Here is an 11,308-nt window from a genome sequence, read left to right as displayed (position 1 = left end):
GCACCAGACATGACAACCCGCCGCGGATTTCTGGCCGGCCTTTTGGCAACCGGTCTCGCCCCCAACGCCGGCTGGGCCAGCGCAGGAAACCCCGCGTTCCTGACCGCGGGCAAGGACGCTGGCGGGACCTTCCTTCTTGCGGGCCTCACCCGTGAGGGAGAAATCCTGTTCCGCCACGCGCTGCCGGGCCGCGGCCATGCTGCTGCCGCGCACCCCATCCGGCCTGAAGCTGTCGCCTTTGCCCGCCGCCCGGGCCGCTTTGCCGATGTGATCGACTGCCGCAGCGGTGCCGCCATCGCCCGGCTGGAGCCGCCCGCAGGGCATCATTTCTACGGCCACGGCACCTTCTCCCCGGACGGCAGCCGCCTGTTCACTACAGAAAACGACTATGAAAACGCCCGCGGCGTGATCGGCGTCTGGGATGCCGCAGGCAGCTACCGCCGCATCACCGCCTATTCCTCCGGCGGCATCGGCCCGCACGACATGGCCCTGCGCCGCGACGCGCCGGGGCTGGTGGTGGCCAATGGCGGGATCGAGACCCACCCCGACAGCGGCCGCGCCAAGCTGAACCTGGCCGACATGCGCCCGAACCTCAGCTATCTGAGCCTGGAGGGTGAACTGCAGGCGCAGATGGAACTGCCGCAGGAGCTGCGCCTGAACTCGATCCGCCATTTGGCTGTGCGCGCCGACGGCACTGTTGGTTTCGCGATGCAGTGGCAGGGCGATCCGGGCGAGCAGCTGCCCGCCGCAGGGCTGCACCGGCCGGGCACCGCGCCGCGCCTGATGGCGGAGGATGACGCGCGGGTGCTGAACCTGAACGGCTATGGCGGCTCTGTCGCCTTTTCCGCCGATGGCAGCCGGATTGGCGTCACCTCCCCGCGCGGCGGGGTGCTGCAAGTGATGGACACCGCCAGCGGCGCGCTGCTGCGCGAGTTCAGGATGCACGACGTCTGCGGCCTGGCAGCGTCTGCGGGCGGCTTTACCGCCAGCACCGGCACCGGCCAGTTCTTTGCAGTGTCAGACGCCGGGCAGCACCCGCTGCACCGCGCGGACCTGGCGTGGGACAATCACCTGATCCCGCTGATCTGACTCTCCGCCGGGCCGAACCCCAAACGGCGCACCCTTTCGTTTCCACAGAAAACGAAACCATCTCGAAAACGAATAGTGACTCCTTTCGCGCGGTACGCTACAGAATCGCGCGAAAGGAAAGCAAATGGATGCCAGCGGCCGTCAGAACGAAATCATCTCCCTCCTGAACCGGCAGGACCGGGTCGAGGTCGAGGATCTCTCCCGCCGCTTTGGCGTCTCCCTGCAGACCGTGCGTGCCGATCTGCGCGACCTGTCGGCGCGCGGCGCCCTGTCCCGTGTCCACGGAGGCGCCGTCCGGGTCAGCTCCGCCGCCAGTCAGGGCTACGAGGACCGGCGCAAACTGAACGCCGGCAACAAGCTGGCGATGGCCGCCCTGGCGGCAGAACTGATCCCGGACAATTGCTCGCTCGCGCTCAACATCGGCACCTCCACCGAACAGGTTGCCCGGGCGCTGTCCGGCCACAGCGGCCTGACGGTGATTTCCAACAATATAAATATTATCAACATGATGATCGGCGGCCAAGCAAAGGAGCTGATCCTGGCGGGCGGCACCGTGCGGCAAAGCGACGGTGCCATCGTGGGCGAGGATGCGGTGGATTTCTTCTGCCGCTACAAGGTGGATTTCGCCGTCATCGGCGCCTCGGCACTGGATGCCGACGGCGCGGTGATGGACCACGACGCGCGCGAGGTTTCGGTTGCCCGCGCGATCCTGAAGAACGCCCGGCAAAAGGTTCTGGTCTGCGACGGCAGCAAGTTCGACCGCTCCGCCCCGGTGCGGATCTGCGATGTCGCGGATCTCGACGTGGTGATCACCGACCGCCCCGTGCCGGAAGAATTCGCCGAAGCCGCGCAGGCGGCCGGCACCCGCATCCTGACCGCAGGACAAAACGAAAGCAGCGAAAATGACTGACACGCCTGTAACGGATCTTTTCATCATCGGCGGCGGCATCAACGGCTGCGGCATCGCCCGCGACGCCGCAGGCCGCGGGTTGTCGGTGACGCTGGCAGAGATGAATGATCTGGCCTCCGCCACCTCCTCCGCCTCGACCAAGCTGTTCCACGGCGGATTGCGCTATCTCGAATATTTCGAGTTCCGCCTGGTGCGCGAAGCGCTGATCGAGCGCGAGGTGCTCTTGAAAGCGATGCCGCATATCTCCTGGCCGATGCGCTTTGTGCTGCCGTTCCACAAGGACATGCGGTTCGACAGCGAAACGCCCACATCCAAGCTGCTGACAACCTTCATGCCGTGGATGAAGGGCCGCCGTCCGGCCTGGCTGATCCGGCTGGGGCTGTTCCTGTACGACAGCCTTGGCAAACGCGGCATCCTGCCCGGTACCGCCAAGCTGGATCTGGCAAGCGACCCGGCGGGCCGCCCGCTGAAGGCCAAGTTCAAGACCGCCTTTGAATATTCCGACTGCTGGATCGAGGACGCCCGCCTGGTGATGCTGAACGCCCGCGACGCGCTGGCCCGCGGTGCCAAGATCCTGACCCGCACCGAAGTGCTGTCCGCGGACCGCCAGTCAGACCATTGGGTGATCCGCACCAAGGACCACGCCACCGGCGCGGAGCAGGAGCACCGCGCCCGGATGCTGGTGAATGCAGGCGGGCCGTGGGTTGCCGATGTGCTGCACCAGAAGCTGGGCCAGAACAGCCGCGAGAACGTCCGCCTGGTGCGCGGCAGCCATATCGTGGTGCCGAAACTGTTCGACCACGGCCGCTGCTATTTCTTCCAAGGCACCGACGGGCGGATCATCTTTGCCATTCCGTACGAGCAGGATTTCACCCTGATCGGCACAACGGATGCCGACCACCCGGACCCGGACACCGCACCGGTCTGCACCGGCGCCGAGCAGGATTATCTCGCAGCTTTCGCGTCGGAATACTTCGAGCAGCCGGTGAAACGCGAGGACATCGTCTGGACCTACTCCGGCGTGCGCCCGCTCTATGACGACGGTGCCAGCTCTGCCACCGCGGCGACCCGCGAATACGTGCTGACGCTGGACCAGGCGCAGGCGCCGCTGCTCAACGTCTTTGGCGGCAAGATCACCACCTACCGCAAGCTGGCCGAGGCGGCGCTGGCGAAGATCGGAGAAGTGTTCCCGCAGCTGCCCGCCAACTGGACCGCAGGTGTGGCCCTGCCCGGCGGCGATTTCCCGGTGGAGGACGTGGCAAAGCTGACCTCCAAGCTGGCCGCGGACTATCCGTTCCTCACCCCCTATTGGACGGGCCGGATGATCCGCGCCTATGGCACCGAGGCCTGGGAGGTGCTGGGAGACGCCAAGACCGCCGGTGATCTGGGCCAGGATTTCGGCGCCACCATTACCGCCCGCGAGCTCGACTGGGCGATTGCCCGCGAATGGGTGCGCGCAGGCGACGATTACCTGTGGCGGCGCACCAAACTGGGCCTGCGGCTGGATGAGACCCAGCGCGCGGCGGTGGATGCCTACATTCAAGGAAAAGCCGCACAGTTGGCGGCGTGATACAAACGGCCGCGCCCAGGCCTGGGCGGGGCCGGCGCGGCCCGGCCTGCCGGCCGGGCGATGGTTCTGCTTAAAACTCGACGCCCTTCTGCGCCTTCACGCCGGCGCGGAAGGGATGTTTGATCTGGCCCATCTCGGTTACCAGATCGGCAATCTCGATCAGCTCTTCCTTGGCGTTGCGCCCCGTCAGCACCACATGGGTCATCGGCGGCTTGTGCTCCACCAGGAACTCCAGCACCTCGTCGAGGTCCAGATACTCGTAGCGCAGCGCGATGTTGATCTCGTCCAGCAGCACCATGGTGTTCTTCTCGTCCAGGATCATCTCCTTGGCCTTTTCCCAGCCCTTCTGCGCCGCGGCAATGTCACGCGCCTTGTCCTGGGTCTCCCAGGTGAAGCCCTCGCCCATGGCATAGAACTGGCAGAGATCGCTGAAGTTCTCCTCGATCAGCGTCCGCTCCCCGGTCTGCCAGGCGCCCTTGATGAACTGCACCACGGCGCAAGGCATCTTGTGGGCGATGCAGCGCATGATCATGCCGAACCCCGAGGAAGACTTGCCCTTGCCCGGCCCGGTGTGGACGATGATCAGGCCCTTCTCGCCCTCCTTGGTCTTCATCATCCGGTCGCGCGCGGCCTTTTTCTTGGCCATCTTGGAGGCGTGGCGGGCGGCTTCTTCCTCTGAGATGCCGGTTTCAGACTTTTCGCTCATGGGGGCTCTCCAGCTGTTTGACCCCATGTCTTGACAAAGAAGGGCGCGATAGCGCAAGGGGGTTTCGCTGGTTCCTGCGAAAGCAGGCGAAGAGGGAATGTGAAGGCCGCCAAATTTCTTTGGAGACCCGAAGCACAGCCGCCCCCGCGACCGTGACCGGATGAGGCCGCCATGCCACTGGGAGAGATCCCGGGAAGGCAGGATGGCCGGCAAGGCATGCGCCTTGGCATCCGCAAGCCGGGAGACCTGCCAGCAAGAGAGAGAACAACGGGCGGGCGGGGTGTTCCGCGACCGGTTGAGGGGCTGGCACGCTGCCGCCCCCCTTTCGGCCATCCCGCACGCCTGCCGCGACAGGAGACGCGCCGATGGCTGACGATATGGCAGGCAAGACTGCCAGCACCCCGGGACCGGTCACGCTGACCGTTTGCCTCACCTGCCGCCGCGAGGGCGCCGACCCGGAGGGTGCCCGCCCCGGCGCCATCCTGCACGCCGCACTGGCAGAGGCCGGAATGCCCGAAGGTGTCGCCTTGCGCGGCGTCGAGTGCCTGTCCTCCTGCAAGCGCGGCTGCGCCGTGGCACTGGTCGGCGGCGCAGAGCGCTGGACCTATGTCTACGGCGACCTCGACCCGGACCAGCATGTCCCTGAAATCCTGGAAGGCGCCGCCGCATACGCCGCCACCGCCGATGGCGTGGTGCCGTGGCGCGAACGCCCGCAGACCTTCCGCAAGCAATCCGTTGCCCGCATCCCGCCGGCCAAGTTCTTCTCCGAGGAGTAAACATGAGCGACCTCAACAAGATCCCCGTCACCGTCATCACCGGCTTCCTCGGTGCGGGCAAGACCACCCTGATCCGCCACCTGATGCAGAACCCGCAGGGCAAGCGCCTGGCCGTGGTGGTCAATGAGTTCGGCACCGCCGGTGTCGATGGCGACATCCTGAAGTCCTGCGCGGATGAGAACTGCCCGGCGGAGAACATCATGGAGCTGGCCAACGGCTGCATCTGCTGCACCGTGGCCGATGACTTCATCCCCACCATCGAACAGCTGATGAACCTGCCGGAGAAGCCGGATCACATCGTGATCGAAACCTCCGGCCTGGCGCTGCCCAAGCCGCTCTTGAAGGCCTTTGACTGGCCCGCGATCCGCTCCCGCATCACTGTGGACGGCGTGATTGCGCTGGCCGATGCCGAGGCGGTCGCCAAGGGCCAGTTCGCCCCCGACCTGGACGCGGTGCAGGCCCAGCGCGAGGCGGACGGCAGCATCGACCATGAAACCCCGCTGTCCGAGGTGTTCGAGGACCAGATTTCCTGCGCCGACATCGTGCTGCTGTCCAAGGCCGACCTGGCCGGCGACGCAGGCGTCGAGAAGGCCCGCGCGGTGATCGAGGCCGAAGCGCCGCGCAAGCTGCCGATCCTGCCGATGAGCGAAGGCGTGATCGACCCGCGCATCATCCTGGGCCTGAACGCCGCTGCCGAGGACGATCTGGAGGCCCGCCCCAGCCACCACGACGGCCACCACGATCACGAGCATGACGATTTTGAAAGCATCGTTGTCGAAATGGGCGAAGTCTCCGACCCCGAAGCGCTGCAGAATGCCATCGTGAAACTCGCCCGCGAACGCAACATCCTGCGCGTCAAAGGCTATGTCGCGGTGGAGGGGAAACCGATGCGGATGCTGGTTCAGGCCGTGGGCGAGCGCCTGCGTGCGCAATACGATCAGCCCTGGGGCGCGCAGCCGCGCAAGACGGCCCTGGTGGTCATCGCCGAGCATGACGACATCGACGAACAGGCCATCCGCGCCGAGCTGGGGGCGTAAGCTGAAATGAAAACCACGAAGCGCAAAGCGGGATGCTCCGCCCGGCCGGCAGGCCGGGCAGCGCCCGTCCCGCCCCCGTCAAACCGAAGGTTTGCCTTCGGCAAAACGGGGCGGGCGCTTCTCGCCCTCCCCGCCGGGACGGGCGCCGCCCTTCGTGGCGATCCCAACAGGAAGTAAGCCATGCACGTCGTCTTCCGCGAAAGCCACGGCCTTGACGAGACCGACACCCCGCAGGACCTCGGGCAGACGCCTGCGGACCTTGTGGTGCTGTCTTTCTCCGACAGCGATCTCGGCGCTTTCGCGGCGGGCTGGCACCGCGCGGACGGCAAGCTGCCCTCCCTGCGCCTCGCCAACCTGGTGGCGCTCAAGCACCCGCTGTCGGTCGATGTCTACGCGGAACAAACGCTGGAAGGCGCCAAGGGCGTCCTCGTTCGCCTGATCGGCGGCGAAAGCTACTGGTCTTACGGCCTCGCCACGCTGCAGGACCTCGCCCGCCGCAAGGGCATTGCGCTGGCGATCCTGCCCGCAGACGGGCGCGAGGATGCGCGGCTCGATGAGCTCTCCACCCTGCCCGTCTCCACCCTGCGCCGCCTGCAATCGCTGTGCGATGCCGGCGGCGCGGTGGCAGCCCAGGCAGCACTTGCCCAGCTGTCGCTCGCCGCTGGTCTTTACGCAGGCCCGGTCCTCGGCCTCAAATCCATGCCCGAATACGGGTTCTACGACCCGGACAAGGGGGTGCTGGCGGACCTGCCGCCGCAGGACAAGCCGCTGGTGCTGGTGAGCTTTTACCGCTCCTACCTCACCGCCGCCGACACCGCCCCGGTGGATGCGCTGATCGAAGAATTGCGCGCCCGCGGCTACGCCGCCTTCGGCACCTTTGCCGCCAGCCTCAAGGCGCCTGCCGCCGCCGATTGGCTGCGCGAGAAGCTGCCCGCCTTGCACCCGGCAGCGATCATCAACGCCACCGCCTTTTCCGCACAAGGCACCGACGGCAGCGCCTCGCCGCTCAGCACCACCGGCTGCCCGGTGTTCCAGGTCGCCCTGTCCACCGCGCGCAAGAAAGACTGGGCTGAGGCCGGCCGCGGCTTGTCGCCTGCCGATCTCGCCATGCACGTGGTGCTGCCCGAAGTCGACGGCCGCATCTTCGCGGGCGTGGTCAGCTTCAAATCGCCGGGCAAGAAAGACCCGGACCTGCAATATTCCCGCTTTGCCCACCGCGCCGATGCGGACCGCATCAAGGCCGCCGTGGACCGTGTGGAGGGCTGGCTGCGCCTCGCCAATCTGCCGAACGCAGACAAACGCCTTGCCCTGATCCTCTCCACCTATCCGGGACGCGACCATAACCTCGCCCACGCCGTCGGCCTCGACGCGCTGGCCTCCTGCGATGAAATCCTGCGTGCGCTCTGGGATCAGGGCTATACGGTGGAACCGCAGGAAAACACCGGCCTGCGGCTGATGGACGAGACGCTGAGGGTCCCGCTGGAGGACTACAAGGCCGCCCTCGCCGCCCTGCCGCAAGAGCTGCAGGATACCTTGGCCGAGGCCTGGGGCCGCCCGGAAGAAGACCCCGGCTGCCGCGACGGCGCCTTTTATTTCAAGGCTTTGCGCGCAGGTAGAGCGCTCATCGCCTTGCAGCCCGAACGCGGCGAAGTGAAAACCCGCGTTGATGACTACCACGACCTCGACCGCACCCCGCGCCACGCCTATGTGGCCTTTTACCTGTGGCTGCGGGAGCAAACCGACGCCCTCGTCCACATCGGCGCTCACGGCACGCTGGAGTGGCTGCCGGGCAAGGCAGTGGCGCTGTCGGGCGCCTGCTGGCCCGAGGTGCTGACCGGCCCGCTGCCCGTCGCCTACCCCTTCATCGTCAACGACCCCGGCGAGGCCGCCCAGGCCAAGCGCCGTATCGGTGCGGTCACCATCGGCCACCTGCCGCCGCCTTTGGCGCAGACCACTCTGCCCGAAGGCATGGCGCGGCTCGAAAGCCTGCTGGATGAATATTCCACCGCCGACGGGCTCGACCCCGCCCGCCGCGACCGGCTGATCGGCGACATCCGGGCGGAGGCGCAGGGCACCGGCGTGGAGGCCGATCTGGGCCTTACCCCCGACACCTCCCCCGCCGAGGCGATCACCCGCATCGACGCCTTTGTCTGCGACATCAAGGAAAGCCAGTACGGCGAGGGGCTGCATATCTTCGGCACCGGCCAATGCGGGGCGGAGGAACGCGCGGGGCTGATCGCCGCGCTGGACGGCAGGATCGTCCCGCCCGGCCCCTCCGGCTCGCCCTTCCGCGGCCGCGCCGATGTGATCCCGACGGGCCGCAACCTCTTTACCACCGACCCGCGGGCGGTGCCGTCGCGGGCGGCGCATGCGCAAGGGGTCAAACTGGCGGAAGAGCTGCTGCGCCGCCACCTTCAGGATCACGGCGACTGGCCCAAGGGGCTGGTGATCGACCTCTGGGGCTCTGCTACCATGCGCACCGCGGGCGAGGAGTTTGCCATGGCGCTGCACCTCGCGGGGCTGGCGCCCAAGTGGGATGAAGGCTCCGAGCGCGTCTCCGGCTTCGAGGTGCTGCCGCTGTCGATGCTGAACCGCCCGCGCATCGACGTGACCCTGCGCGTCTCCGGCCTGTTCCGTGACGTCTTCCCGGGCCTTGCCCAGATGTTCGAAACCGCCGCCGCTGCCCTCGCGGCCCGCGAGGAGACCCAGGCGGACAACCCCTATCTGATTGAGACGCCGCGCGTTTTCGGCCCCAAGCCGGGCCAGTATGGCCTCTCAATGAACCCGCATCTGGACGACTACACCGACGCGGCCCGCCAGGCGGCGGGCGAGGCGTGGCTCAACGCCTCCTCCCACGCGATCGACGCCAAGGGTGAAATCAGCGACGCCCGCGAAGCGCTGGAAACCCGCCTGCAGGGCGCCGACAGTTTCGTGCACCTGCAGGACCTGCCGGAGACCGACCTGCTGGTCGCCTCGGACTACGCTGCGCATGAAGCAGGCTTTGCCGCCGCCATGGCCCGCATCGGCCAAAAGGCTCCGGCGCTCTACCACATGGACGCCACCCGGCCCGACAGGCCGCAGGCGCGCTCCTTGGGAGAGGAAATCGCCCGCGTCACCCGCGCCCGCGCCGCCAACCCTGACTGGGCCACCTCGATGATGAACCACGGCTTCCGCGGCGCGGCAGAGATTGCCGCCACCCTCGACCACATGGCCGCCTTTGCGCATCTGGCGCAGGTGGTGCAGCCGCATCTGTTCGATCTCTACTTCGAGGCCACCCTGGGCCGTGACGATCTTGTCGCATTCATGGAGCGCGAAAACCCGGAGGCGCTCGCCGCCATGCGCGACCGCTTCCGCGCCCTGTTCGACGCAGGCCTCTGGAGCACGCGGCGCAACTCGATCATGGCCGATCTGGAGGGCGCCGCATGAGTGCTGCCGCCGAACCCAAAGTCTATGGCTGGTGCCCCGGCGCCCTGCGCCCGATGATGTCCGGCGACGGGCTGGTTGTCCGCGTGCGCGCGCCGCTTGGCAAACTGTCCGTTAACCAGGCGCGCGGTGTGGCAAGACTTTCGGACGCGTTCGGCAACGGCCTCCTCGACATCTCCGCGCGCGCAAACCTGCAGATGCGCGGCATCCGCGAAGACGCGCATGAAGAATTGATCGAAGGATTGCGCGAGCTTGGCCTGATCGACCCCGACGCACAGGCTGAGGCCCGCCGCAATGTCCTGCTCGCGCCGTTCTGGGCCGCGGGCGACGACACCCACGCCATCGCCACCGGACTCAGCGCTGCGCTGACCGCGGCAACCGATCTCGCCCTGCCCGGCAAGTTCGGCTTTGCCGTCGACTGCGGCGCGGACCCTGTCCTGCAAGACACCGCCGCCGATATCCGCATCGAGCGCACGCGCGAAGGCCTGATCCTGCGCGCCGACGGAGCCGGGGCCGGCCTGCCCGTCACACGTGAATCCGCCGTCCCCGAAGCCCTCGCCCTCGCCCGCTGGTTTCTGGACCAGGGCGGCGCGCCGGAGGGGCGCGGCAGGATGCACCGTCTCATCGCGCGCCGCGGCCCGCCGGCGGCGCATGCCGCCCCCCCCGCCAGATCCGCTTTCTCCGCAAAACCGGGCGCTGTCCCCGCGGGGACACTGGCTGCTTTGGAATTCGGCCAGATGCCCGCCGCCACGCTGGCGCGGCTGGCAGACCACGGGCCAATCCGCCTCACTCCCTGGCGGATGCTGCTGGTGGAGGGCACCACGGAGCTTCCACCCCTGCCCGGCCTGATCCTGGACGCCACGGATCCGCGCCTGCACGTGGTCGCCTGCACCGGCGCGCCCGGCTGCCTGCAGGCGCTGTCCGCCACCCGGGACCTTGCACGGGCGCTGGCACCGCATGTCCCCGCGGGATCCCGCCTGCATGTCTCCGGCTGCGCCAAGGGCTGTGCCTGCCCGGGCACGGCGCCGCTTACCCTGACGGCCACCGGCGACAACGAATTCTCCCTGATCCGCAATGGCACCGCCGCGGATCAGCCGCTAAAGACCCGCCTGAGCGCCGCTGCTTTGCGCGCCGCTCCCGAACTTCTGAAAGAGGGCAGCTGACATGCTCCACACCTATGAAACCAACGGCGCCGCGATCTACGCCGAAAGCTTTGCCACCATCCGCCGCGAAGCCGACCTTGCCCGCTTCAACAAGGACGAGGAAAGCGTTGTCGTCCGCATGATCCACGCCGCCGGCATGGTGGGGCTGGAAGAGCATGTGCGGTTTTCCGAGGGCATGGCCGAAACCGCCCGCGCAGCCCTTGCAAACGGCGCACCGATCCTGTGCGATGCCTATATGGTGAGCGAGGGCATCACCCGCCCGCGCCTGCCTGCGGACAATGAGGTGATCTGCACCCTGCGCGACCCGAAGGTGCCGGAACTGGCCAAGGAAATGTCCAACACCCGCTCGGCGGCCGCGCTGGAGCTGTGGCGCCCGAAGCTTGCGGGCGCCGTGGTTGCCATCGGCAACGCCCCCACCGCGCTGTTCCATCTGCTGAACATGCTGAAAGACCCGTCCTGCCCCCGCCCCGCCGCCATCATCGGCTGCCCGGTGGGCTTTGTCGGCGCCATGGAATCCAAGGACGCGCTGATGGAAGACCTGCCGGTTCCGTCCATGATCGTGAAGGGCCGCCTGGGCGGTTCCGCCATCACCGTCGCCGCGGTGAACGCGCTGGCGAGCTGGAAAGAGTAACCA

The 11,308-nt window shown here is 67.6% G+C and carries 9 protein-coding genes and 1 riboswitch; of the genes, 8 read left to right on the top strand and 1 reads right to left on the bottom strand.

Annotation, left to right across the window (positions count from 1 at the left end; all coding sequences use genetic code 11):
- The first annotated feature begins 9 nt into the window (after positions 1 to 9).
- The 3 genes from DAEP_RS0101515 to glpD all read left to right on the top strand — a co-directional run bounded on the left by DAEP_RS0101515 (position 10) and on the right by glpD (position 3,569).
- Entirely contained in the window at positions 10 to 1,089 is a 1,080-nt protein-coding gene (locus DAEP_RS0101515) for a DUF1513 domain-containing protein (protein WP_027243434.1), read from the top strand.
- A 124-nt stretch (positions 1,090 to 1,213) separates the two neighbouring features.
- Positions 1,214 to 1,999 (top strand): DeoR/GlpR family DNA-binding transcription regulator, encoded by a 786-nt coding sequence (locus DAEP_RS0101510; protein ID WP_027243433.1) that lies wholly within the window; start codon positions 1,214 to 1,216, stop codon positions 1,997 to 1,999.
- Positions 1,992 to 3,569 carry a glycerol-3-phosphate dehydrogenase gene (glpD, locus tag DAEP_RS0101505; RefSeq protein WP_027243432.1) on the top strand — a complete coding sequence of 526 codons (1,578 nt, stop codon included), beginning with the start codon at positions 1,992 to 1,994 and terminating at the stop codon, positions 3,567 to 3,569. Before DAEP_RS0101510 ends, glpD begins: the two co-directional genes overlap by 8 nt.
- A 70-nt stretch (positions 3,570 to 3,639) precedes the next feature.
- Here the strand turns inward: glpD and cobO are convergent, their stop codons facing one another.
- A complete protein-coding gene (gene cobO, locus DAEP_RS0101500) occupies positions 3,640 to 4,275 on the bottom strand; it encodes a cob(I)yrinic acid a,c-diamide adenosyltransferase (protein ID WP_027243431.1) in 636 nt (211 codons plus the stop codon).
- Positions 4,276 to 4,326: 51 nt separating this feature from the next.
- Positions 4,327 to 4,543, top strand: a riboswitch (cobalamin riboswitch).
- A gap of 97 nt (positions 4,544 to 4,640) precedes the next feature.
- Between cobO and DAEP_RS0101495 the strand changes: the two genes are divergently transcribed.
- From DAEP_RS0101495 to DAEP_RS0101475, 5 genes are all read left to right on the top strand, one after another.
- Positions 4,641 to 5,051, top strand: coding sequence for a DUF1636 family protein (locus DAEP_RS0101495; RefSeq protein WP_027243430.1), 411 nt, complete (start codon positions 4,641 to 4,643; stop codon positions 5,049 to 5,051).
- 2 nt (positions 5,052 to 5,053) lie between these two features.
- The gene (gene cobW / locus DAEP_RS0101490) at positions 5,054 to 6,088 is read left to right on the top strand and encodes a cobalamin biosynthesis protein CobW (RefSeq protein ID WP_008555890.1); all 1,035 of its coding nucleotides are present in this window, start codon (positions 5,054 to 5,056) and stop codon (positions 6,086 to 6,088) included.
- Between the two features lie 180 nt (positions 6,089 to 6,268).
- Positions 6,269 to 9,514: a cobaltochelatase subunit CobN gene (cobN, locus tag DAEP_RS0101485; RefSeq protein WP_027243429.1), complete on the top strand. Its 3,246-nt coding sequence runs from the start codon at positions 6,269 to 6,271 to the stop codon at positions 9,512 to 9,514.
- A complete protein-coding gene (gene cobG / locus DAEP_RS0101480; protein ID WP_027243428.1) occupies positions 9,511 to 10,674 on the top strand; it encodes a precorrin-3B synthase in 1,164 nt (387 codons plus the stop codon). The genes cobN and cobG overlap by 4 nt, the downstream gene beginning before the upstream one ends.
- 1 nt (position 10,675) lies before the next feature.
- Entirely contained in the window at positions 10,676 to 11,305 is a 630-nt protein-coding gene (locus DAEP_RS0101475; protein WP_008553914.1) for a precorrin-8X methylmutase, read from the top strand.
- Positions 11,306 to 11,308 lie beyond the last annotated feature (3 nt).

Source organism: Leisingera daeponensis DSM 23529 (assembly GCF_000473145.1).
Lineage (GTDB): Bacteria > Pseudomonadota > Alphaproteobacteria > Rhodobacterales > Rhodobacteraceae > Leisingera > Leisingera daeponensis.
Note: the sequence above shows the minus strand (reverse complement) of the source record. Positions and strands in the feature narration are given on the sequence as shown.

Excerpts from the sequence above, each read along its gene's own strand:
- DAEP_RS0101515 (WP_027243434.1), top strand. The coding sequence starts at position 10 with ATGACAACCCGCCGCGGATTTCTGGCCGGCCTTTTGGCAACCGGTCTC.
- DAEP_RS0101510 (WP_027243433.1), top strand. The coding sequence starts at position 1,214 with ATGGATGCCAGCGGCCGTCAGAACGAAATCATCTCCCTCCTGAACCGG.
- glpD (WP_027243432.1), top strand. The coding sequence starts at position 1,992 with ATGACTGACACGCCTGTAACGGATCTTTTCATCATCGGCGGCGGCATC.
- cobO (WP_027243431.1), bottom strand. The coding sequence starts at position 4,275 with ATGAGCGAAAAGTCTGAAACCGGCATCTCAGAGGAAGAAGCCGCCCGC.
- DAEP_RS0101495 (WP_027243430.1), top strand. The coding sequence starts at position 4,641 with ATGGCTGACGATATGGCAGGCAAGACTGCCAGCACCCCGGGACCGGTC.
- cobW (WP_008555890.1), top strand. The coding sequence starts at position 5,054 with ATGAGCGACCTCAACAAGATCCCCGTCACCGTCATCACCGGCTTCCTC.
- cobN (WP_027243429.1), top strand. The coding sequence starts at position 6,269 with ATGCACGTCGTCTTCCGCGAAAGCCACGGCCTTGACGAGACCGACACC.
- cobG (WP_027243428.1), top strand. The coding sequence starts at position 9,511 with ATGAGTGCTGCCGCCGAACCCAAAGTCTATGGCTGGTGCCCCGGCGCC.
- DAEP_RS0101475 (WP_008553914.1), top strand. The coding sequence starts at position 10,676 with ATGCTCCACACCTATGAAACCAACGGCGCCGCGATCTACGCCGAAAGC.